Source organism: Streptomyces sp. NPDC088747 (genome assembly GCF_044751025.1).
Classification (GTDB): domain Bacteria; phylum Actinomycetota; class Actinomycetes; order Streptomycetales; family Streptomycetaceae; genus Streptomyces.
On the sequence record NZ_JBIVKZ010000015.1, the window covers coordinates 84,120 to 106,585 of the forward strand.

The 22,466-nt window shown below is 70.7% G+C and carries 15 protein-coding genes; 9 read left to right on the forward strand and 6 right to left on the reverse strand.

Annotated features, from left to right (window positions below; all coding sequences use genetic code 11):
- Positions 1-33 precede the first annotated feature (33 nt).
- The 3 genes from ACIP79_RS30355 to nirD all read left to right on the forward strand — a co-directional run bounded on the left by ACIP79_RS30355 (position 34) and on the right by nirD (position 4,456).
- Positions 34-1,305 carry an NAD(P)/FAD-dependent oxidoreductase gene (locus tag ACIP79_RS30355; RefSeq protein ID WP_401228255.1) on the forward strand — a complete coding sequence of 424 codons (1,272 nt, stop codon included), beginning with the start codon at positions 34-36 and terminating at the stop codon, positions 1,303-1,305.
- Between the two features lie 260 nt (positions 1,306-1,565).
- Positions 1,566-4,109: a nitrite reductase large subunit NirB gene (gene nirB / locus ACIP79_RS30360; RefSeq protein WP_401228459.1), complete on the forward strand. Its 2,544-nt coding sequence runs from the start codon at positions 1,566-1,568 to the stop codon at positions 4,107-4,109.
- On the forward strand, positions 4,106-4,456 hold the full coding sequence (gene nirD, locus ACIP79_RS30365) for a nitrite reductase small subunit NirD (protein ID WP_401228257.1): 351 nt from the start codon (positions 4,106-4,108) through the stop codon (positions 4,454-4,456). The genes nirB and nirD overlap by 4 nt, the downstream gene beginning before the upstream one ends.
- Before the next feature lie 164 nt (positions 4,457-4,620).
- Here the strand turns inward: nirD and ACIP79_RS30370 are convergent, their stop codons facing one another.
- On the reverse strand, positions 4,621-5,553 hold the full coding sequence (locus tag ACIP79_RS30370; RefSeq protein WP_401228259.1) for an oxidoreductase: 933 nt from the start codon (positions 5,551-5,553) through the stop codon (positions 4,621-4,623).
- Between the two features lie 218 nt (positions 5,554-5,771).
- Here ACIP79_RS30370 and ACIP79_RS30375 point away from each other — a divergent pair, with 218 nt between their 5' ends.
- The 3 genes from ACIP79_RS30375 (at position 5,772) to ACIP79_RS30385 (ending at position 9,375) form a co-directional block, all read left to right on the forward strand.
- A complete protein-coding gene (locus ACIP79_RS30375; protein ID WP_401228261.1) occupies positions 5,772-6,932 on the forward strand; it encodes an alkaline phosphatase PhoX in 1,161 nt (386 codons plus the stop codon).
- Positions 6,933-7,400: 468 nt separating this feature from the next.
- Positions 7,401-8,330, forward strand: coding sequence for a hypothetical protein (locus ACIP79_RS30380; RefSeq protein WP_401228263.1), 930 nt, complete (start codon positions 7,401-7,403; stop codon positions 8,328-8,330).
- Between the two features lie 16 nt (positions 8,331-8,346).
- Complete coding sequence (locus ACIP79_RS30385; protein WP_401228265.1) at positions 8,347-9,375, forward strand: NUDIX hydrolase; 1,029 nt, start codon at positions 8,347-8,349, stop codon at positions 9,373-9,375.
- A 485-nt stretch (positions 9,376-9,860) separates the two neighbouring features.
- On the opposite strand, the gene ppdK is transcribed toward ACIP79_RS30385, so the two are convergent.
- Together ppdK and ACIP79_RS30395 are read right to left on the reverse strand one after the other, a co-directional pair.
- On the reverse strand, positions 9,861-12,617 hold the full coding sequence (ppdK, locus tag ACIP79_RS30390) for a pyruvate, phosphate dikinase (RefSeq protein WP_401228267.1): 2,757 nt from the start codon (positions 12,615-12,617) through the stop codon (positions 9,861-9,863).
- Positions 12,618-13,102: 485 nt separating this feature from the next.
- Entirely contained in the window at positions 13,103-14,326 is a 1,224-nt protein-coding gene (locus ACIP79_RS30395; RefSeq protein WP_401228269.1) for an ROK family protein, read from the reverse strand.
- 284 nt (positions 14,327-14,610) lie between these two features.
- Between ACIP79_RS30395 and ACIP79_RS30400 the strand changes: the two genes are divergently transcribed.
- Complete coding sequence (locus ACIP79_RS30400; RefSeq protein ID WP_401228461.1) at positions 14,611-16,131, forward strand: MGH1-like glycoside hydrolase domain-containing protein; 1,521 nt, start codon at positions 14,611-14,613, stop codon at positions 16,129-16,131.
- Positions 16,128-18,065, forward strand: a complete 1,938-nt coding sequence (locus ACIP79_RS30405) for a glycogen debranching N-terminal domain-containing protein (RefSeq protein ID WP_401228271.1) — start codon at positions 16,128-16,130, stop codon at positions 18,063-18,065. The genes ACIP79_RS30400 and ACIP79_RS30405 overlap by 4 nt, the downstream gene beginning before the upstream one ends.
- Positions 18,066-18,103: 38 nt before the next feature.
- On the opposite strand, the gene ACIP79_RS30410 is transcribed toward ACIP79_RS30405, so the two are convergent.
- Positions 18,104-18,631 (reverse strand): hypothetical protein, encoded by a 528-nt coding sequence (locus ACIP79_RS30410; protein WP_401228272.1) that lies wholly within the window; start codon positions 18,629-18,631, stop codon positions 18,104-18,106.
- A 66-nt stretch (positions 18,632-18,697) separates the two neighbouring features.
- On the reverse strand, positions 18,698-19,870 hold the full coding sequence (gene dusB / locus ACIP79_RS30415; RefSeq protein ID WP_401228274.1) for a tRNA dihydrouridine synthase DusB: 1,173 nt from the start codon (positions 19,868-19,870) through the stop codon (positions 18,698-18,700).
- 81 nt (positions 19,871-19,951) lie between these two features.
- On the opposite strand from dusB, the gene ACIP79_RS30420 reads away from it, so the two are divergent.
- Complete coding sequence (locus tag ACIP79_RS30420) at positions 19,952-21,403, forward strand: MFS transporter (RefSeq protein ID WP_401228276.1); 1,452 nt, start codon at positions 19,952-19,954, stop codon at positions 21,401-21,403.
- A 68-nt stretch (positions 21,404-21,471) separates the two neighbouring features.
- Here the strand turns inward: ACIP79_RS30420 and ACIP79_RS30425 are convergent, their stop codons facing one another.
- Entirely contained in the window at positions 21,472-22,419 is a 948-nt protein-coding gene (locus ACIP79_RS30425; RefSeq protein ID WP_401228278.1) for a helix-turn-helix transcriptional regulator, read from the reverse strand.
- Positions 22,420-22,466: the final 47 nt, after the last annotated feature.

A 22,466-nucleotide genomic window follows, 5' to 3' on the forward strand; every position in this document is an offset into this window, starting at 1 on the left:
GGTCGGGTAACACCGGCACCGCACGCTGCGGTCATGACCTCGAATACGCGTGTGGTGGTGATCGGCGCCGGGCTCGCGGGCGTACGGCTCGCCCGGCGGCTGGGTGAGCTCGGTGCCGGGGGGCCCGGCACCCCGGGTGTGTCCGGCACCCCGGGTGTGTCCGTCACGCTCGTCGGTGACGAGGAGCACCGCCCGTACAACCGTGTCCTGCTCGCCGAGGTGCTGGCCGGCCGGTACGCGCCCGAGGTGATCGCCCTGCCCTCGCCGGCCGGGCTGACCCGGGCCAGGGTCACCGGCATCGACCGCGCCGCCCGCACCCTGGAGTGCGCCGACGGTTCGGAGATCGCCTACGACACGCTGGTCCTCGCGACCGGTTCGAACCCCGTACTCCCGCCCCTGCGCGGCCTGTTCGCGACCCTCGCGGAACCGGGCCGGCACGAACTCCCCGAAGGCGTGCACGCGTTCCGCACCATGGACGACTGCCTGAGCCTGTCGAAGGCGGTACGGCGGGGCGCCCGCGCGGTGGTGATCGGCGGCGGTCTGCTCGGTGTCTCGGCGGCCCGCGCGCTGGCCGCCCGCGGCGCCCAGGTGGTGCTGGCCCAGCAGGGCGAGCGGCTCATGGAGCGCCAGCTCGATCCCTCGGCCTCCCGGCTGGTCCTGCGGCATCTGACCGACCTGGGTGTCGAGGTGCACACCGAGTGCCGGGTGCGTGACGTGCGCTGCGTCGGCGGCGCGGTCCGCTCGGTCGAGATGGCCGACGGGTACGCGCTCGACACCGACCTCGTCGTCCTGGCCTGCGGGGTGCACCCCCGCGTGGGGCTCGCGCAGACCGCCGGGCTCGCCGTCCACAAGGGCGTCCTCGTCGACGACGAACTGCGTACGTCCGACCCGCACATCCGGGCGATCGGCGACTGCGCGCAGCACGCGGGCACCGTCTACGGACTGGCGACCCCCGCGCTCGAACAGGCCGACGTGCTGGCCGAGTCGATCGCCGGTGACGCGGGCGTCCGCTACACGGGCACACGCGCGGTCACCCGGCTCACGCTGGCCGGACCCGACTTCCTCGACCTCGCCGCCTTCGGCGAACCCGACGCCCGTCCCGGCGACGACGTCGTCCAGCTCACCGACGCGACCCGGGGCACCTACCGCAAGGTCGTCGTCCGAGACGACCGCGTCGTCGGCGGCGTACTCGTCGGCGAACTCGGCACCGTCGGCGCGCTCGCCCGCGCCTGGGAGGGAGCCGAACCCCTCCCCGCGGACGGCGCACCGCTGCTCCACCTGCTCACCAACGACGGAGGCTCCTGATGCACACGGACACGACGAAGGCGGCGAACGCGATGACGGCGGCGCACACGACCGACGGGATCGGGTCCGCGCACACCGTCGCGACCGAGGGAGACGCGTCCAGGTCAACGCTCACCGTCGCGACTGGGCGAGACACGTCCGGGTCGGCGGCGCACACCGCCGCAACCGGGCGAGACACCTCCGGGTCAGCGTCGCTCACCGTCGCGACCCAGGAAGACGCGTCCGAGTCCGCGCACACCATCGTGCTGGTCGGCCACGGCATGGTGGGCCAGCGTTTCCTCGAAGCGCTGGCCGAGCGCGGGCTGACCGCCACGCACCGGGTGGTCGTGCTGTGCGAGGAGCCGCGCCCGGCCTACGACCGGGTCCAGCTCACCTCGTACTTCTCCGGCCGCACCCCGGACGAACTCTCGCTCACCAACCGGGAGTTCATTACCGAGCACGGCATCGAACTGCACCTCGGCGACCCGGCCGAGACGGTCGACCGCCAGGCGCGGACGGTGACGGCCCGCTCCGGTCTCGTGGTCGCGTACGACACCCTCGTGCTGGCCACCGGCTCCTACCCCTTCGTCCCGCCCGTCCCCGGCAAGGACGCCGAGGGCTGCTTCGTGTACCGCACGATCGAGGACCTGCTCGCCATCGAGGAGTACGCGAAGGCGCGCGCCGCCACGGGTGCCGTGGTGGGCGGCGGGCTGCTGGGCCTGGAGGCCGCCGGCGCGCTCAAGGGGCTCGGACTGGCCACGCACATCGTGGAGTTCGCGCCGCGTCTGATGCCGGTGCAGGTCGACGACGGTGGCGGCACGGCGCTGCTGCGGACCATCGAGAACATGGGCCTGTCCGTGCACACGGGAACGGGCACGCAGGAGATCGTCGTCGGCGACGACGGGGCCGTGTCCGGCATGAAGCTGTCCGACGGCTCCCAACTGGCCACGGACCTGGTGGTGTTCTCGGCGGGTGTGCGCCCGCGCGACCAACTCGCCCGCGACACAGGACTCACGGTCGGTGAGCGCGGCGGCATCTCGGTGGACGAGCAGTGCCGCACCTCCGACCCCCGGGTGTTCGCGATCGGCGAGTGCGCGCTGGCGTCGGACGGCCGGGTGTACGGACTGGTCGCGCCGGGTTACGAGATGGCCGAGACGGCCGCCGCCACCATCGCCGCGGACGAGGCGAGTTTCACGGGCGCCGACCTCTCCACCAAGCTCAAGCTCCTCGGCGTCGACGTCGCGTCCTTCGGCGACGCGCACGGCGCCACCGCCGACTGCCTTGACGTCGTCTATTCCGACTCGCGCTCGGGCACGTACAAGAAGCTGGTCATCGGCCCCGGCGGCGAACTGCTGGGCGGCATCCTGGTCGGCGACGCCGACGCGTACGGCACCCTGCGCGCCTTCACCGGTTCGGTCCCGCCGATCGCCCCCGAGCAGTTGGTCCTCCCGGCGGGCGCGGGCGCCCCGGCCGCCCTCGGCCCCTCCGCGCTCCCCGACTCCGCGGTCATCTGCTCCTGCCACAACGTCACCAAGGGCACGATCCGCGGCGCGGTCACCGAGCACTCCTGCACCACCGTGCCCGAGGTCAAGAAGTGCACCAAGGCCGGTACGGGCTGCGGCAGTTGCGTCAAGGTTCTCGGGCAGCTCGTCAACGACGAGCTGGAGGCGAGCGGCGTCGAGGTCGACCACGGGCTGTGCGCCTGCTTCGGACAGACCCGCGAGCAGCTGTACGAGATCGTCCTCGCCCTCCGCGTCACCTCGCACCAGGTCCTCCTCGACCGCTACGGCCGTGAGGGCGCCCGGGGCGGCGACGGCTGCGAGATCTGCAAGCCCGCCGTCGGCTCCATCATCGCCTCGCTCGCCCCGACGATCGGCGCCGACGGCTATGTCCTGGAGGGCGAACAGGCCGCGCTCCAGGACACCAACGACCACTTCCTCGCCAACCTCCAGCGGAACGGCTCCTATTCGATCGTGCCGCGCATCCCCGGCGGCGAGATCACCCCGGAGAAGCTGATCGTGATCGGTGAGGTGGCCCGGGACTTCGGCCTCTACACCAAGATCACCGGCGGTCAGCGGATCGACATGTTCGGCGCCCGGGTCGAGCAACTCCCGCTGATCTGGTCCCGGTTGGTGGACGCCGGCTTCGAGTCGGGGCACGCGTACGGGAAGTCTTTGCGCACGGTGAAGTCCTGTGTGGGACAGACCTGGTGCCGCTACGGCGTCCAGGACTCGGTCCGCATGGCCATCGACCTCGAGCTGCGCTACCGGGGACTGCGGTCCCCGCACAAGCTCAAGTCGGCCGTCTCCGGTTGCGCCCGCGAGTGCGCCGAGGCACAGTCGAAGGACTTCGGCATCATCGCCACCTCGGGCGGCTGGAACCTGTACGTCGGCGGCAACGGCGGTGCGACCCCGCGCCACGCGGACCTCCTCGCGCAAGATCTGTCCGACGCCGAACTCATCCGCCTCATCGACCGGTTCCTGATGTTCTACATCCGCACCGCCGACCGCCTTGAGCGCACCTCCACGTGGCTGGAGCGGATCCCCGGCGGCCTCGACCACGTGCGTGACGTGGTCGTGGACGACTCACTGGGCATCTGCGAGGAGCTGGAGTCGCTGATGACAGCGCATGTGGCGGGCTACCGCGACGAGTGGGCCGAGACCATCAACGACCCCGAAAAACTCTCCCGGTTCGTGTCCTTCGTGAACGCCCCGGACACCCCCGACCCGGTCGTCGGCTTCGTCCCCGAGCGCGACCAGATCAAGCCCGACCTGCCGCTGCTGACCATCGGTACCCGCCCCCTGGAAGGAAGCGCCAAGCGATGACCCTGGCCCCCGAGACGACGACTCTCAAGGTCCAACTCCTGCTGGAGGACGGCTGGTTCACGGTCTGCGACCTGGCCCTGCTGATCCCGGGACGCGGAGTCGCCGCGCTCCTCCCCGACGGCCGTCAGGTGGCGGTGTTCCGCGACCGCGCGGGCCGCACGTACGCCATCGACAACCGCGACCCGTTCACCGGCGCGGCCGTCCTCTCCCGCGGCCTCACCGGCAGCCACCAGGACCGGGTGTTCGTCGCCTCGCCGCTGTTGAAGCAGCGGTTCGACCTGGAGTCGGGGCGCTGCCTGGACGACCCGGAGGTGTCGGTGGCGGTGTACGAGGTGCGTTCGGCCTGAGAGGGGAGCAGCCGTGCACGCGGCCTGAGAGCGGGAGCGGCCGTGCGCGCGTCCGCGGGGTGCCGGTACGGTCTCCGTCTCCGTCGCGGTCTCCGCTCAGCCGATGGCCGTACCGACCCGATGGCCGTACCGACCCGAGCCCGTACCGACCCGATGGCCGGCGCTCAGGCCTTCAGCGCCTCGTACGTCACCCCCGTCAACTCCTCCGAGGCCGCCCAGAGCCGCTCCCCCGCCAGGTCGTCGAGCGTCCAGCCGGCCCGCCGGGACCTCGCGGGCGAGCCGCGCCACATCGCGAACGAGGGCCCGGTGAAGGAGTCGGGTGCCACGCCGGGCGCGGTGGCGGCGTACAGCGCGGGCAGCGCCCCGGCCTCGGCGCTCTGGCCGAGGACCCGCACACCGGCCCCCACGACCCGCTCCGCGGCCTTGCGGCCCGTCATCCTGGGCCCGGCGGCGTGGAGGTTCGTGTCGGCGTACCCGGGGTGGGCGGCGGCCGCGACGACCTCGGAGCCGATGGTGGCGAGGCGGCGGGCGAGCTCGTGCGTGAACAGCAGGTTGGCGGTCTTGGAACGGCCGTAGGCGATCCAACGCCGGTACTGGCGCTCGCTGTTGAGATCGCGGATGTCGATGTTGGCGAGCGCGTGCATGAAGCTGGAGACGGTCACGACGCGGGCGCCGGGGGTGCCGAGCAGGGCGGGCAGGAGCAGCCCGGTGAGTGCGAAGTGCCCGAGGTGGTTGACGCCGAACTGCGTCTCGAACCCGTCCGCCGTCAGGCCGTACGGCAGCGCCATCACACCGGCGTTGTTGATCAGCAGGTCGAGCCGGTCGTACCCGCGCTCGTACGTGGCCGCGAACTCCCGTACGGATTCCAGGTCGCCGAGGTCCAGTCGTACGAACTCGGCCCGCGCGCCCGGCACTTCGGTCCTCAGCCGGTCCGCCGCCTCGCTCCCGCGTGCCTCGCTCCGGCAGGCGAGGACGACCCTGGCGCCCTTGCGGGCCAGCTCGCGTGCCGTGACGTAACCGATGCCGCTGTTGGCTCCGGTGACGACGGCCGTGCGGCCGCTCTGGTCGGGGATGTCGCCGGCGTCCCAGCCCGTCATGGCCGAACTCCCTCGATGTGTGTGCTGCCGCGGACGGTTCAGCGTATGCCGCCGGGCGGACCGGGGCCCTGGGCCGGTCGTGAGAGCCGCTCGTCACCATCCGCCGCCCACCCGTCACGATTTGTCCATGACACGTCAACTCTGTGCGTCTAGGGTCCATCAGCGCGCGACCCCGCCATCGACCGGCGGCGGGGCGGTCACGGCCCTCTGGAGCGAGAGTGGAACGTCGTACCCTTCTGCGTGCAGCCGTCCTCGGCGGTTCGTCCGCCGTCCTGGGCGGAACCCTGTGGCGCGGCGCCGCCTACGCCGCACCCGCCCAGCCCGGCGCGGGGCCCTACGGGGCTCTCGGCGCCGCCAACGCCAACGGCATCCAGCTGCCGGCGGGATTCACCAGCCGGGTGATCGCCCGTTCCGGGCAGACGGTCACCGGCACCTCGTACACCTGGCACAGCGCCCCCGACGGCGGCGCCTGCTACGCCGACGGCACCGGCTGGATCTACGTGTCCAACTCGGAGATCAACCCCTCCGGCGGGGCGAGCGCGGTGAAGTTCTCCTCGACCGGCGCGATCACCGGGGCGTACCGCATCCTCTCGGGCACCCGCACGAACTGCGCGGGCGGCAAGACCCCGTGGAACACCTGGCTGTCCTGTGAGGAGGTGTCCCTCGGCCTCGTCTACGAGACCGACCCGTGGGGGGTGAACGCGGCGGTGCAGCGGCCCGCGATGGGCCGCTTCAAGCACGAGGCCGCCGCCGCCGACCCGGTGCGCCAGGTGATCTACCTGACCGAGGACGAGACCAACGGCCGCTTCTACCGCTTCGTCCCGACCACCTGGGGCAACCTGTCCTCCGGCACCCTCCAGGTCCTCGTCGCGGGATCTGCGACCTCCGGCTCCTTCACCTGGGCGAACGTGCCGGACCCGGACGGCTCACCGACGACCACCCGCACCCAGGTCTCCGGTTCGAAGTCCTTCAACGGCGGCGAGGGCTGCCACTACGCCGACAACACGGTCTGGTTCACCACCAAGGGCGACAACCGCGTCTGGCAGCTGAACCTGGCCAACAGCACCTACGAGCTGGCGTACGACGACTCCCTCGTGACGTCCGGCACCGCTCCGCTGACCGGCGTCGACAACATCACCGGCTCCGCCTCCGGTGACCTCTTCGTCGCGGAGGACGGCGGCAACATGGAGATCTGCGTGATCACCCCCTCCGACGTGATCGCCCCCTTCCTCCGCATCACCGGCCAGTCCGCCTCCGAGATAACCGGCCCCGCCTTCTCCCCCGACGGCAGACGCCTCTACTTCTCCAGCCAGCGCGGCACCAGCGGCAGCTCGTCCGGCGGCATCACGTACGAGGTGACGGGGCCGTTCCGGTCCTGAGCTTCCCGCGGCGATCCGCGGGGGCGGCGGTGGCCCCGTACAGGGCGGATGGCTGGCTTCCTGAGCTGGGAAGTCAGCCATCTGTCCCACCTGGAGGGCGCTCTCGGGGGACATCGTTGAGCGGCGCCTTCATCGGCCCGGCCGTCCGATCCTCTCCCTTGGAGAGGCACTCGTGGTCACCTTGTCGGGCGCGAACACGAGTTGCAGCCAGGCCCACCAGCCGTGGTCCGCGACCTACCTGCCGTTCGTTTCCGACGCGGACCGCGTCGACCTGTCAAACGCCTCGCGGACAAGGCGTCTTGCCCAGCCGACCATCTCGCCTGGCTGCGCGCGCACCGCATCAGCGTCTCGGTGGTGTCACCGGCGTCCACGGTCTCTTGGTGGACCACCCGCTGCTCCTGTTGAATGCACTGGATCCACGCGGGTGGAGCGGACGGGTTGACGGTCTGAACGATCGGGGGATTGCCCATGGACGACGCTGGGAGAAGTGACGGCCCGGCTGGGGTGAACACGAAGCTGTACCTATCCTCGCTCGGTCTGGCCGCCGCGCTGCTGATCGTCATCAGGTTGTTCGCGTTGCCGCACCTGGGCGGGGCGACGGAGGTGAGTCTCAGCGACATGATCATCTCGATCGTCGACTCGCTCACCGGGGCCGCGGTGGCCTCATTGTGCGTCTCCCTGCTCGTGGTGTTCTTCTACGGCCTGAAGCGGCAGGGACCGACGGAGGTTCAGGTCACCGACCCCGGATCGATCTCCGCCGAACTCGACAAAGCGGCAGGCGCCACCAACTCCTGGGACTACCGGGGTCATACAGCTCGGTACTTCAGATCGGCGGTCCTGCCGACCCTTCTCCAGCGCGCCGAGAGACAGGGGCACTATCTCTCGGTGAACGTGCAGGTGCTCGATCCGGACAACGTCGAACTGATGGACTTCTTCGCCGAGTACCGGAGGAACGCGAACCCCGACCGGCGGGACTACTGGACGCGGCAGCGCGCGCAGGCGGAGATCGCCGCGACCATTATCAGGCTCCAGCTCCTGAGTTACCAGTTCTCCCGGCTCAACTGCCGGGTGTACCTGGCGACCTTTGTTTCACCGTTCACGATCGACCTGTCCGACACCTGCGTGATCGTGACCCGCGAGAAGGCCGGCACGGCCGCGTTGAAATACCCGGTCGGCTCTTCCTTCTACGACTCGACCAAAGAGGACATGCGGCTGAGCAACCGCCAGAGCACAGAGCTGCCTCTTCCCCGGTCCGCCACTGAGCTGGATCCTGGTTCCGTCGCGGACGTCAGAGAAGTCCTCTCCCTGCTGGACATACTCCAAGGGGCGGACGACGAGCTCCTGAGCATGACGCTGGACGCGTACCAGAGGCCGGTGAACCCCTATGCCAACGCGTGAGGCGATCGGCTCGTGGATGACCCGTCAAGGGTGGCCGGACCTGCGGACGTTCCTGGACGACTCTCCCTCCTACCTGCACCCCTACGGATTCCTCGTGTTCCGCCTGCCTCTGGACACGTTCCCGGAGTGGGGCATCCGCGTGCATCTGTGGCCGCCCGCCGGAGAACGGAGAACCGACTCCGACCCCTTCATCGTGCACAGCCACGGCTGGGACCTGCTGACACGTTCCATCGTCGGCTGTGTCCGACACGCGATGTACGACGTGGACGACGGCGCGACGGCTGTGCGGTACGACTCGTTCACCGTCGAGAGCTCGCTCGGCGTCGGAGTCAGCTTCCTCACGCCGGAAGGAAGGTCCACGAGCGTCCGCCTGGTCTCGGCATGGGATGCCACACCGCAGGAGAGCCCTCTCGACATTCCTGCCGGGAGGTTCCACACCACGACAAGCCCGCATGAAGCCGTATGGGATTCCTGGTCCGTGACCCTGGTCGCCACCGAGCACGTGGCCGGTAACGACTCAAAGGTGCTCGGCCCTTCGAAAGGCAGCGCCGTGGTCAACGAACGAGCCGCGATTACGGATCCCGGTGTTCCGCTCTCCGCCGTCGACCACTTGTACGAGCAGCGGACCAATGGATCCAATCTGTGGACGTCCTTTGTCTTCCTTATCGAATCGGGAAGGATCCTGCTCGCACGGACTCGCCGCTATCCCGGGTACTGGCATCCCGTCGGGGGCCAGATGGAGTCGTGGGACGACACGCCCTTGGACACCGCCCGCCGCGAGGTACGGGAAGAGCTGGGCATCGACCTGGACGCGAGGGAGATGATCTCGCTCGGTTGCCTCCCCAGGGACGAAGGGCCAGGGAAGATCCACGCATGGGTCTGCGTCGGAGACTTTCCCGCGCGTCCCGACCTACAGGAGGAGGAAATCCACGAGGTCCAGTGGATGACGCTGGAGGAGGCCCTTCGGACGGACTCCCTTGCCGCGTCACGGACCTTCCTCACCAGCATCTCGGACAGGCGGCGCGAGTTCGGTTTGGAGATCTGACTCCGGTCCCCGAGGCGGCGGCTGGCCCACGGGAACCCACTCGCCCCGACGACAGCCACCGCTACCGCACGGTCAGCGATCCGGGGATGGCCCTGGCAACCCTCTCGCATGTGCGGCGAGGGGGGTTGCCAGAGCCCTCGGTGCGGGGACGCAGTACATCTGACGGCCCGGGGCCGCAGGCGGTTACTCAGGCAGCCTCACGCTGGGGCGCCCGCCCTCGATCCATGCGAACGGGGCGTGGACGGAACTCAGCCGCACCCGGAGGGCAGAACGAGGGCACAAGCCTCTCGCGGGTTCAACGGCAACCAACGCACCCAACCACCATTTCCGCTGGTCAGCGAAGTATCTTGACAGTCCCCGCAGACCATGCCCGAAGGGGCGGCACCCCCGCACAGGGTGCCGCCCCTTCTTCGTGCACCGGGGCCGCTGTCGGGTCGGTGAGGGTCGGGGTGACTCGACAGCGGTCCCGGGGGTTTCGGGGGGGGTCAGCGGTGGTCGCTGCCTGCCGCCGAGGAGGCCGCTCGGCCCGCTTCCAGGCGGGCGACGGGGATGCGGAACGGTGAGCAGGAGACGTAGTCGAGTCCGACCTCGTGGAAGAAGTGGACCGACTCCGGGTCGCCGCCGTGTTCGCCGCAGACGCCGAGTTTGAGGTCGGGGCGGGTCGCACGGCCGGCGACGGAGGCGTCCCGGACGAGCTTGCCGACGCCGTCGCGGTCGATCGTCTCGAAGGGGGAGACGCCGAAGATGCCCTTCTCCAGGTAGGCGGTGAAGAAGGAGGCCTCGACGTCGTCGCGGGAGAAGCCCCAGACCGTCTGGGTGAGGTCGTTCGTGCCGAAGGAGAAGAACTCGGCGGCCTCGGCGATCTGACCGGCGGTCAGCGCGGCGCGCGGGAGTTCGATCATCGTGCCGATGGCGAGCTTGAGGTCGGTGCCCGTCGCCGCCTGGACCTCGGCGATGACCTGGTCGGCCTCCTCGCGGACGATCTCCAGCTCCTGCACGGTACCGACGAGCGGGATCATGATCTCGGCCCGCGGGTCGGCCTTGGCGTTCTTGCGCTCGGCGGCGGCCTCGGCGATCGCCCGTACCTGCATGGTGAAGAGGCCGGGGATGACCAGGCCGAGGCGTACGCCGCGCAGGCCCAGCATCGGGTTCTGCTCGTGCAGCCGGTGGACGGCCTGGAGGAGCCGCAGGTCGTTTTCGTTGGCGTCCTTGCGGGACTCCGCGAGGGCCACCCGGACCGACAGCTCGGTGATGTCCGGCAGGAACTCGTGCAGCGGCGGGTCGAGCAGCCGGACGGTCACCGGCAGGCCGTCCATCGCCTCGAACAGCTCGATGAAGTCCTGCTTCTGGAGCGGCAGCAGCTCCTTCAGCGACTCCTCGCGCTCCGCGTCCGTGTCGGCCAGGATCAGCCGTTCCACCAGCTCGCGCCGGTCGCCGAGGAACATGTGCTCGGTGCGGCACAGCCCGATGCCCTGGGCGCCGAAACGCCGGGCGCGGAGGGCGTCTTCGGCGTTGTCCGCGTTGGCCCGCACGCGCAGCCTGCGGACCCGGTCGGCGTACGCCATGATCCGGTGCACGGCGGCCACCAGTTCGTCGGCGTCGTCGGCGCCCGCGTGCATCCGGCCCTCGAAGTACTCGACGACGGGGGACGGTACGACCGGGACCTCACCGACGTACACCTTGCCGGTGGAGCCGTCGATCGAGACGACGTCGCCCTCCTCGACGACGGTGCCGTTGACCGTCAACCGGCGCCGCTTGGTGTCGACTTCGAGGTCCTCGGCGCCGCACACGCACGTCTTGCCCATGCCCCGCGCGACGACGGCCGCGTGGGAGGTCTTGCCGCCCCGGCTGGTCAGGATGCCCTCGGCGGCGATCATGCCGTCCAGGTCGTCCGGGTTGGTCTCGCGGCGGATCAGGATGACCTTCTCACCCGAACGCGACCACTTGATCGCGGTGTACGAGTCGAAGACCGCCTTGCCGACGGCCGCGCCCGGCGACGCGGCGATGCCCCGGCCGATCTGCGTGACCTTGCCGCCCGCCGTGTCGTCGAAGCGGGGGAACATCAGCTGGGCGAGCTGAGCGCCCGTCACCCGCTGGAGCGCCTCGGCCTCGTCGATCAGCCCCTGGTCGACGAGTTGCGTGGCGATCCGGAAGGCCGCGCCCGCCGTCCGCTTGCCGACACGGGTCTGGAGCATCCACAACTGGCCGCGCTCGATGGTGAACTCGATGTCGCAGAGATCCTTGTAGTGATTCTCCAGGGTCCCCATGATCTGCATGAGCTGGTCGTAGGACTTCTTGTCGATCGTCTCCAGCTCGGCGAGCGGGACCGTGTTGCGGATGCCCGCGACGACGTCCTCGCCCTGCGCGTTCTGGAGGTAGTCGCCGTACACGCCCTGGTGGCCCGAGGCGGGGTCGCGGGTGAAGGCGACGCCGGTGCCGGAGTCCGGGCCGAGGTTGCCGAAGACCATCGAACAGACGTTGACCGCCGTGCCGAGGTCGTGCGGGATGCGCTCCTGGCGGCGGTAGAGCTTGGCGCGGTCGGTGTTCCAGGAGTCGAAGACCGCGTGGATGGCGAGGTCCATCTGCTCACGCGGGTCCTGCGGGAAGTCCCGCCCGGCCTCGGTCTTGACGATCTTCTTGAACTTGGTGACCAGCTTCTTCAGGTCGGCCGCTTCGAGGTCCGTGTCGACGGCGACCTTCTTGGCGTCCTTCGCCGCCTCCAGCGCGTCTTCGAAGAGGTCGCCGTCGACGCCGAGGACCGTCTTGCCGAACATCTGGATGAGACGGCGGTACGAGTCCCACGCGAAGCGGTCGTCACCGGCCTGCTTGGCGAGGCCCTGCACCGACCTGTCGGAGAGCCCGATGTTCAGCACCGTGTCCATCATGCCGGGCATGGAGAACTTCGCCCCGGAACGGACGGATACGAGCAGGGGGTTATCGGCCTGCCCGAGCGTCTTGCCCATCCACTGCTCCAGCGCGTCGAGGTGCGCACTCACCTCGTCACGCAGTGCCGCCGGTTCCTCGCCGCTGTCGAGGTAGGTCTTGCAGGCCTCGGTGGAGATGGTGAAGCCGGGAGGGACGGGAAGGCCCAGGTTGGTCATCTCGGCGAGGTTCGCTCCCTTGCCGCCGAGCAGGTCCTTGAGGTCCTTGTTTCCCTCCGTGAAGTCATAAACGAACTTCACGCCCTCGCCCGCGCCCTCGACCGCGCTCTCAGCTACGTGGGGATCTTTGTTTTCCGACACGAGTCTCGACTCCTCGACGTCGCGGTGGCTGCCCTGACGACGGGGAACATACCCAGATCGAAGGCGTCTGGGTACGTCCACTTGCGCGTCATGCGCCTGTAACCACTCGTCCGCCCCCAGATCGAAAGTCAAGGCTTGGCAAGCGATGGGGTGACGATGTTTTCACTTCTTGAACGGGGCAACCCCCGTAGACCAGGCTTATCGCTCACTTGAGCGGCTACCAGCACGCCTGAGTTCAGCTGCTGAACGATCAAAGGGTGGCACTGAGTGCCACCCTTTGGAGAAGTGCAGCCGCTCATGATCCGCTCATCTGAGCCTACCCCTTATCAGGCGTGGCGAGAATCACGCCGGAACGAAGTCCGGATTTCACCATGCGGACCCCGATGTGGACACATCACACGCCACGTCACACGGATGTCACACGAGCCAACGGAACGGGTGCTGTGGGCTCTGCACGCCCCGACAGTGCGCACGCCGGGGTCGGTTCACACACCCAGCGCCGCGAGCCGCTCCTCGGCCCGTTCGGGCGCGTACAGGTACTCCACGACCAGCGCCCCGGCCCCCACCAGGCCGGCCCGCTCGCCGAGCCGCGAGGTCACCACGTCCAGATGAGCGGTGGAGCGGGGCAGCGCCCGCTGGTACAGCAGCTCACGCACACCGGTCAGGAAGGGAGTTCCGGCCAGATCTCCGGCGATCATCAGGACACCCGGGTTGAGCAGCGTCACCACGGTCGCCAGTACGTCCCCGACCTGGCGCCCCGCCTCCCGCGCGAGCGCCATCGCCTCCGGATGTCCGGACGACAGCAACTCCCGCACATCGGACCCCGAAGCGGCCGCCACCCCGGACTCGACGAGCCGCCGCGCCACCGCGCCACCACTGGCCACTGCGGCCAGACAGCCGTACGAGCCGCACCGGCACAGCGCGTCGGCGCCCACCCGGATGTGCCCGATGTCGCCCGCGCCGCCGTCGATCCCCCGGTAGATGGTCCCGCCGACGACCATGCCCGCGCCGATACCGGTGGAGACCTTGACCAGGGCGAACGCCGAACAGTCCGGATAGCCGGTGCGCTGCTCCCCGTACGCCATGAGGTTGGCGTCGTTGTCGACGAGTACGGGGACGTCGGTCCTGGCGCCCGCGTGCATGGCGAACGCGCGGCTCAGGCGTCCCCTTATGTCGTAACCGTCCCAGCCCGGCATGATCGGCGGCTGGACGACCCGGCCGGTGTCGCTGTCGACCGGCCCCGGCACGGCGAGCCCGATTCCGCACACGGCGCCGGCGGGCTTGCCCGCCTTGACCAGCAACTCGGCGAACCAGCGGCCGAGTTCGCCGAGGACCGCCTCCGGGCCCTCGTCGATGACCAGAACTCCCGAGCACTCGGCCAGGATCTCGCCCGTCAGGGTGAGGACGGCCGCCCTGCCGTGCCGGGTGTCGAGGTCGGCGGCCAGGACGATCGCGTGGGCGTCGTCGAACTCGAGGGTGATGGAGGGCCGTCCGCCGAGCGGGGAGTCGACCGGGCCGCCGGCGCCCTCGCGCAGCCAGCCCGCGCGGAAGAGCCGGTCCAGGCGCTGGCCGACGGTGGCCCGGGAGAGGCCCGTGGCCTGTTGCAGCGCGCCGCGCGTTCTCGCCCGTCCGCTGCGCACCAGTTCGAGCAGCTCTCCGGCGCTTGCCTGATTCCCTGCCCGCACGGTCCTGTCCACCTTTCCTGTCATGCCCACCCTCTTGCGTTCCTCAACTCTGCATTACATATTGAGTTTTGCGTGTTAAATAGACGTAACCCTACGGTAGCTACAGCCGAACTGGTCGGCAGGATGTCTTCCGGGAGACCTGAGTGGACAGCACAACCCAGCTCACCGCCCTGCGCACGGGGATCACCACCTCCCTGCGCACCTCAGGCACGCCCGTGCACGCCTCCGGCCCACCCTCGCCGCCCGGCACCGAGGGGGTAACCCGTGCGGAGGAGCTTGTATACGATCCTGCCGCGACGGCGGGGTCGCTGCACCTCAGGGCGGCCCGGGTACTGACCGGCAACTGGACGGGAACGTCCACCGTGCCGTCCCGCGGTCTGTACCCGCACCAGTGGTCCTGGGACTCCGCGTTCATCTCGATCGGGCTGCGCCATCTGTCACCCCTGCGGGCGCAGACGGAGCTGGAGACGCTGCTCGGCGCGCAGTGGGGCGACGGCCGGATCCCGCACATCGTCTTCAACCCCTCCGTGCCGCTGGACGCGTACTTCCCGAGCCCCGACTTCTGGCGCTCCTCCACCGCGGGACGCGCCGCGGGCGCCCCGCGCACCGTACAGACGTCGGGGATCGTGCAGCCACCGGTGCACGCGCTCGCCGCCTGGCTGGTGCACCAGGCCGACCCGGGCCTGTCGCGGGCCCGCGGTTTCCTCACCCGCGTCTATCCTCGCCTCGCGGCCTGGCACCGCTATCTGCTGCACCGCCGGGACCTGGGCGGCGGGGGCCTCGCCTCCGTGGTCCACCCGTGGGAGCAGGGCATGGACAACAGCCCCTGCTGGGACGCCCCGTTGAGCCGGATCACCCCGGCCCCGGCCCGCTCCTTCCGGCGCGCCGACCTCGACCACGGGTCCGCCGAGGACCGGCCGACGGATCTGGACTACGGGCGGTACGTACGACTGGCCGCCGACTACCGGGACGGCGGGTACGCGGACGGGGCGGGCGAGTTCGCGGTCGAGGACCCCGCGTTCAACGCGCTGCTGATCGCCTCCGAGCACGCCCTCGCCCACGTCGCGCAGGAGCTGGGCGCGGCGGGCACCGCCCGGCACGCGCGCGCGGAACGCCTCACGGCGGCACTGGTGGCACGACTGTGGGACCCGGCGGAGGGGATGTTCTTCTGCCGGGACGTGTACGGGGATGCGGGCGGCGACGCCCGCGGGGCCGCGGAGAGCGGCGCTCTCGGTTCGGAGCGGCGCTCTGGGCGGGGTGCGAGCGGTGCTCTCGAAACTGAGCGGCGCTCTCCTCGTGGCGTGCTCATTCCCGAGCGCGGTGTCGCCGGGCTGATCCCGCTGCTGCTTCCCGCGTTGCCCCGCGACATCGCCGCCACGCTCGTGCGCACGGCGAGCGGTCCGCACTTCGGGCTCGGTGACAGCACTCGGCTCGTGCCGAGCTATGACCTGACCGGGGAAGCCTTCGACCCGCACCGCTACTGGCGCGGCCCCGCCTGGTTCAACACCAACTGGCTGCTGGAGCGCGGGCTGCGGCTGCACGGCGAGCAGGCGCGCGCGGACGGACTGCGGGCCGCGCTGCTCGACACGGCCGGGGAGTCCGGGTTCGCGGAGTACGTGGACCCGTACAGCGGCGAGGCCTGCGGAGCGCTCGGCTTCAGCTGGACCGCCGCGCTGACCCTGGACCTGCTGCACGCGCCCGAGGGGACCGACCGTGTCGCGCCCCACTCGGGACACGACACGTTCGCCAGGGCACACAGCGCGGGCACCTACGGGAACGCGCGCGCGGACACGTACGAGACGGGCGCCAAGGGAGGGGACCGGGGATGACGGACAGGCATCATCTGCTCGTGCACGGTGGGACGTTCGCCGCGGTGGGCGACGGCGGGGACATCAGCGGTGTGCGGGGCGGCAGTTCGCCGGACGGGTTGTTCGTGCGCGACGCACGGCACCTGAGCCGCTGGCAGCTGACCGTGGACGGCGCGGTGCCCGAGGCGCTCACGCCGGTCGCGGACGGCGACACGGCGCGCTGCGTCCTGGTACCGCGCGGCGGCCGGAACGAGCCGCCCGCCTGCACGATCTTCCGCGAACAGGCCGTCGCCGAGGGCGCGTTCGTGGAGTCGTTGCGCTTCACCAGCAACCGCCAGGCGCCCACGACCGTGCGCGTCGCGGTCACCGCGGACGCCGACTTCACGGACCAGTTCGAGCTGCGCTCCGACTACCGCACCTACGCCAAGTCGGGCGCCGTCCGTACCCGTCAAGTCCTCGACGACGGCGTGCGGTTCGGCTATCAGCGCGGTGACTGGCGGTCCAGTACGACGGTCACCGCCGAGCCCGCCCCGGACGGCGTGGAGGAGACGGGCACGGGCGCCCGCCGCCTCGTATGGACCCTGGAGCTCGAACCGCACGGCAGCGCGGAGCTGTCGCTGCGGGTCGCGGCGCGTCCGCACGGCGCCGCGCACGATCCCGAGGTACCGCGCTCCCCCGCCGCCGCGAACGAACGACTCATCGCTCTGGAGGGCGAGTTCGCGGAAGGGGTGCCCTTCCCTACTGGCTGGCCCGAGCTGGCCGCCGCCTGTGCGCGGGGGCTGTCCGACCTGGCGTCGCTCCAGGTCCCGGCCCGCGGCCCGGACGGCGAGGAACTGCGCGTCCCGGCCGGTGGAGTGCCGTGGTTCCTGACCCTGCTGGGCCGGGACGCCCTCCTGACCTCACTCTTCACCCTCCCCTACCGCCCCCAGCTCGCCGCGGCCACCCTGCCCGCGCTCGCCGCGACCCAGGCCACCGAGGTGGGCGCGCAGGCGGTGTGCCAGCCCGGCAAGATCGTGCACGAGGTGCGGCACGGGGAGCTGGCGCACTTCGGGCAGGTGCCGTACGGGCGTTACTACGGTTCGGTGGACGCGACGCCGCTGTTTCTGGTGCTGCTCGGCGCGTACACCGAGCAGACCGGCGACCTCTCGCTGGCCCGCCGCCTGGAGCCCAACGCCCGTGCCGCGATCGGATGGATGCTGGACCACGGCGGGCTGACCTCGCGCGGCTATCTCGTCTACCGCTCGGACGGCGGAGGCCTCGCCAACCAGAACTGGAAGGACTCCCCGGGCGCCATGTGCTCGGCCGACGGCAGCCGCCCCTCCGGTCCGGTGATGGCGGCGGGCGCCCAGGGATACGCGTACGACGCGCTGCGCCGCACCGCGCAGTTGTCCCGCACGGTGTGGGACGACGAGGTCTACGCGGCTCTCCTCGAACAGGCCGCGGGTGACCTCCGGGACCGTTTCCAGCGGGACTTCTGGATGACCGAACGAGGCTTCCCCGCCCTGGCGTTGGACGGCGACGGCCGCCATGTCGACGCCCTCGCCTCCGACGCGGGCCACCTGTTGTGGTCGGGGCTGCTCGACAAGGAGTACGGCGAGCTGGTCGGCCGGCGTCTCCTGGAACCCGACTTCTTCTCCGGCTGGGGTGTGCGCACCCTCGCCTCCGGCCAGGCGGCGTACCACCCGCTCTCGTACCACCGCGGCTCGGTCTGGCCGCACGACAACGCCCTGATCACGCTGGGTCTGGCGAGGTACGGCCTGCACGACGAGGCCCGTACCGTCGCGCACGCCCTGGTCGACGCCGCCACGGCCGCGGGCCACCGCCTCCCGGAGGTCCTGGCGGGCTACGGCCGCGACACCCACAGCGAGCCGGTGCCCTACCCGCACGCCTGCGTACGGGAGTCGAGGTCGGCGGCGGCGCCGCTGGCGCTGCTCACGGCGGTGGGGGGCGCGTAGCGGGGACGAAGGAGCGCCCGCGTGCCCGCGCCGCGAGCCTACGAGTCGGCCATGATCGTGCGGGCTTCCTCGATGAACCGCTCCAGTCTGTGCCGGAACACGGCGTGGGTCTCGTCGAAGCCTTCGCGGGCTCCGGGTTCGCCCCGGGAGACCCGCGCCAGTGCGCTGTTGGCCTCCGCCGCCGCGCCCATGACGGCCTCGGCCGCTTCGGCGGCCGGGGCCGGTCCTTCGAGGACGATGACGCGGACGCAGCGCATGAGGGGGTCGAAGGCGCCACGCAGTTCGACGCGGAGTTCCTGAACGCGTGTCAGCCGCTCAGGTGAGTCGGTGAGCTGGAAGTACGCGTCGCCCACCTGCCAGTACAACTGGCCGGTGACGTGCGCCTGTTCCATGAGGTCCAGGTAGGCGGCCCGGCGGATCTCCCGGACCCGGTCCCGGTGCTGGGCCCGCACGGACGCCTCGACCTGGACCTTCGCCGCACGGGCGTTGCCCACGGTGGTCACCCAGCTCGCGAGCACCGCCGTCGCACCGGTGAACACCCCGACCCACACCACGCTGTCCGCCACCCGCACAGTGTCGAGGAGCCGGATTCCTTGTGTCGAGGCCGACACGGGGAATCCGTGTCGAGTGACTCACCCGCCCGACGTGTCCAGCTCCGCGTCCTCGCCGACCCACGCGCAGTCGTAGGGGTCCTTGAGCCAACCCTCGGGCAGAACAACCCTGTTGTTGCCCGACGAACGGCCGCGGGGGCCGTCCGCGCCGGCCGGCCAGGGCTGGTCGAGGTCCAACTCGGCGAGTCCCTCGGAGAGTTCGGCGATCGAGGACGTGATGGCGAGGCGCTTGCGCATGTCGGAGCCGACGGCGAAGCCCTTGAGGTACCAGGCGACGTGCTTGCGGAAGTCGATGACCCCGCGCGCCTCGTCGCCGATCCACTCGCCGAGGAGGGTGGCGTGGCGGACCATGACGGCCGCGACCTCCCGGAGCACCGGGCGGGCGTACCCGTCGAGGCCGTCGTCGCGGACCCCGCGGCCCTCGAACGCGGCCACCAGGTCGCCGAACAGCCAGGGCCGGCCCAGGCACCCACGCCCGACGACCACTCCGTCGCAGCCGGTCTCCCGCACCATGCGCAGCGCGTCGTCGGCGGACCAGATGTCGCCGTTGCCGAGGACGGGGATCTCCGGCACGTGCTCCTTGAGGCGGGCGATGGCGTCCCAGTCCGCCGTGCCGCCGTAGTGCTGGGCGGCGGTCCTGCCGTGCAGGGCGATGGCCGTGACGCCCTCCTGGACGGCGATCCGCCCGGCGTCCAGGTAGGTGATGTGGTCGTCGTCGATGCCCTTGCGCATCTTCATCGTGACGGGCAGGTCACCGGCTCCGCTCACGGCCTCCCGGAGGATGGCGCGCAGCAGGTTCCGCTTGTACGGGAGGGCGGAGCCGCCGCCCTTGCGGGTCACCTTGGGGACGGGGCAGCCGAAGTTCAGGTCGATGTGGTCGGCGAGCCCTTCCTCCGCGATCATGCGGACGGCCTTGCCGACGGTCGCCGGGTCCACCCCGTACAGCTGGATCGAACGCGGCTTCTCGGTCGCGTCGAAGTGGATCAGCTGCATGGTCTTCTCGTTGCGCTCGACCAGTGCTCGCGTGGTGATCATCTCGCTGACGAAGAGCCCCTTGCCGCCGCTGAACTCCCGGCACAGCGTGCGGAAGGGCGCGTTCGTGATCCCGGCCATGGGGGCCAGGACGACGGGCGGCTGGACGGTGTGGGGGCCGATCGTCAGGGGGGACGCGGGCGCGAGGGTGGGCGTGGGCATTCCCCCATTGTCACGTACGCCGGCGAGTGCGGCGACAGTTGTTAGTTAGCCACACTATTGAAGTCGTCGTACCATGGATCAATGCCCGAGCTCAGCCCCCGCCACCGCCTGCTGGTGCTCGCGATCTGTTGCATGAGTCTGCTGATCGTGAGCCTCGACAACACCGTCCTGAACGTCGCACTGCCGTCGATGCAGACCGATCTGCACGCGAGCCTGGCCGGCCTTCAGTGGACGATCGACGCGTACACCCTGGTCCTCGCCTCACTCCTGATGCTCGCCGGCTCGACGGCGGACCGCATCGGCCGCCGCAAGGTCTTCATCGCGGGCCTGGTCCTGTTCACGCTCGGTTCGCTCCTGTGCTCCCTGGCGCCGAACCTCGAATCCCTCGTCGCCTTCCGCATGGTGCAGGCGGTCGGCGGTTCGATGCTGAACCCCGTGGCGATGTCGATCATCACCAACACCTTCACCGACCCCCGCGAGCGTGCCCGCGCGATCGGCGCGTGGGGCAGCGTGATCGGTATCTCCATGGCCGCGGGACCGCTGATCGGCGGTCTGCTCGTGGACTCCGTGAGCTGGCGCGCGATCTTCTGGATCAACCTTCCGGTGGGCCTGGCCGCGCTGCTGCTCACCCTGCGCTACGTCCCCGAGTCCCGCGCCCCCAAGGCCCGCCGCCCCGACCCGGTCGCCCAGCTCCTCGTCATCGCGCTCCTCGGCTCCCTCACCTACGCGATCATCGAGGCGCCCACCTCGGGCACCGTCGAGGTCGCCGCCTTCGCCGCGGTGGCCGTCGTCTCGCTCATCGGCCTCCTGCGGTACGAGCACCGGCGCGAGGAACCGCTGATCGACCTGCGCTTCTTCCGCTCGGCGCCGTTCAGCGGGGCCACCGTCATCGCCGTCTGCGGATTCGCGGCGCTCAGCGGTTTCCTGTTCCTCTCGACGCTCTATCTGCAGAACGTGCGTGGTCTGGACGCGCTGCACGCGGGCCTGTGGATGCTGCCGATGGCGGCCATGTGCTTCGTCTGCGCACCGCTGTCGGGCCGGCTGGTGGGCAGCCGCGGTCCGCGCGTGCCGCTCATGGTCGCGGGAGCCGCGATGGCCGCGAGCGGGGTGCTGTTCGCCGCGTTCGAGGGCGAGACGTCGAACACCACGCTGATCATCGGCTACGTCCTCTTCGGCCTCGGCTTCGGCTTCGTGAACGCGCCCATCACCAACACCGCCGTCTCCGGCATGCCCCGCTCGCAGGCAGGCGTCGCCTCCGCCGTCGCGTCGACCAGCCGCCAGATCGGCGGCACCCTGGGCGTCGCCGTGATCGGCGCGGTACTGGCCTCCGGGGTGACCACATCGGCGTACAAGGACACCTTCGTGGCGGCCGCCGCCCCCGCCTGGTGGATCATCGCCGGGTGTGGCCTCGCGGTCCTCGTCCTGGGCGCCCTGACCACCGGGACCTGGGCACGGAACACCGCCAGGCGTACGGCGGAGTCCCTGGCGCCGGAACACACGCCCGCCCGGGACACGGCGGACGCGCGGTCCTGAACCGCCGGACGGGGAACCAGGGGACGGGGAACCAGGGGCCCTACGCCCTCCCGGAGAGGCCCGGCCGGTCAGTCCTTGCAGCTCAGTCCGGTGGGGACGGTCCCAGCCCGCGGCGCGACCCCGGCCGCCCCGCGCTCCGCCGCGATCACGTGCAGCTTCTCCAGCCGCTCGCGTGACTCCTCGTCCGCGGGCACGTACGTCACGATGCGCGGCCCGACGTCCGGACCGAGCCACAGGTCGGTGTGGTCGACGGTGATCCGCCCGACGTAGGCGTTGCGGAACTCCTTGCGCTTGGTGCCGGGGCCGACCACCTCGTGCCGGTCCCAGGCCGCGCAGAAGTCCGGTGACTCCGCGCGCAGCCGGTTGAGCAGCGTCTTCCAGGCGGGCGAGGCGAGATGCCCGGCCATCGAGGCGCGGAACTTGGCGGCCATCATGCGGGTGCTCTCGTCGAGATGCACGAGCGAGGACCGCCACTCCTCGTTCGTGTAGGCGAGGACCATGCAGTTCAGGTCCTCCGGCGGTACGGCGTCGAGGTCGCAGAGCAGCAGGCCGTACGTCCGGTTGTACGCGAGGATGTCGTACCGGCTGTTCTGGACGCAGGCCGGCATCGGCTCCAGCTGCTCCAGGACGGTCTGGATGGCCGGGGACACCGTCGGGCAGGTCATGGGCGGCGCCGGGTCCACGGCTCCGGCCAGCTGGAAGAGGTGGACGCGCTCGCTCTGGTCGAGCATCAGGGCGCGGGCGAGCGCGTCGAGCACCTGCACGGAGACCTGGATGTCACGGGCCTGTTCGAGCCACGTGTACCAGGTGACGCCGACGGCGGCGAGCTGCGCGACCTCCTCGCGGCGCAGCCCGGGGGTGCGCCGGCGCGGGCCGCGGGGCAGACCGACCTGCTCAGGGGTGACGTGCTCGCGGCGATGCCGCAGGAAGGCGGCCAGTTCGTGCCGCCGGATCTCGGACTCACGCCCGCCGTGCCCGGCCGCCGTCCCCGCCTGCTCCTGTGCCATCGTCGTCATGTCCCCAGCTTGCCGTACGGCTCAGCCTGTTTCCAGGTACTTCTTCT

What these genes read in the sequence shown, in the direction of transcription:
- ACIP79_RS30395 (WP_401228269.1), bottom strand. Translation starts at nt 14,326, where the DNA reads ATGACAGGAAAGGTGGACAGGACCGTGCGGGCAGGGAATCAGGCAAGC.
- ACIP79_RS30370 (WP_401228259.1), bottom strand. Translation starts at nt 5,553, where the DNA reads ATGACGGGCTGGGACGCCGGCGACATCCCCGACCAGAGCGGCCGCACG.
- ACIP79_RS30380 (WP_401228263.1), top strand. Translation starts at nt 7,401, where the DNA reads ATGGACGACGCTGGGAGAAGTGACGGCCCGGCTGGGGTGAACACGAAG.
- ACIP79_RS30420 (WP_401228276.1), top strand. Translation starts at nt 19,952, where the DNA reads ATGCCCGAGCTCAGCCCCCGCCACCGCCTGCTGGTGCTCGCGATCTGT.
- ACIP79_RS30385 (WP_401228265.1), top strand. Translation starts at nt 8,347, where the DNA reads ATGACCCGTCAAGGGTGGCCGGACCTGCGGACGTTCCTGGACGACTCT.
- dusB (WP_401228274.1), bottom strand. Translation starts at nt 19,870, where the DNA reads ATGCCCACGCCCACCCTCGCGCCCGCGTCCCCCCTGACGATCGGCCCC.
- ACIP79_RS30425 (WP_401228278.1), bottom strand. Translation starts at nt 22,419, where the DNA reads ATGACGACGATGGCACAGGAGCAGGCGGGGACGGCGGCCGGGCACGGC.
- nirD (WP_401228257.1), top strand. Translation starts at nt 4,106, where the DNA reads ATGACCCTGGCCCCCGAGACGACGACTCTCAAGGTCCAACTCCTGCTG.
- nirB (WP_401228459.1), top strand. Translation starts at nt 1,566, where the DNA reads ATGGTGGGCCAGCGTTTCCTCGAAGCGCTGGCCGAGCGCGGGCTGACC.
- ACIP79_RS30405 (WP_401228271.1), top strand. Translation starts at nt 16,128, where the DNA reads ATGACGGACAGGCATCATCTGCTCGTGCACGGTGGGACGTTCGCCGCG.
- ACIP79_RS30355 (WP_401228255.1), top strand. Translation starts at nt 34, where the DNA reads ATGACCTCGAATACGCGTGTGGTGGTGATCGGCGCCGGGCTCGCGGGC.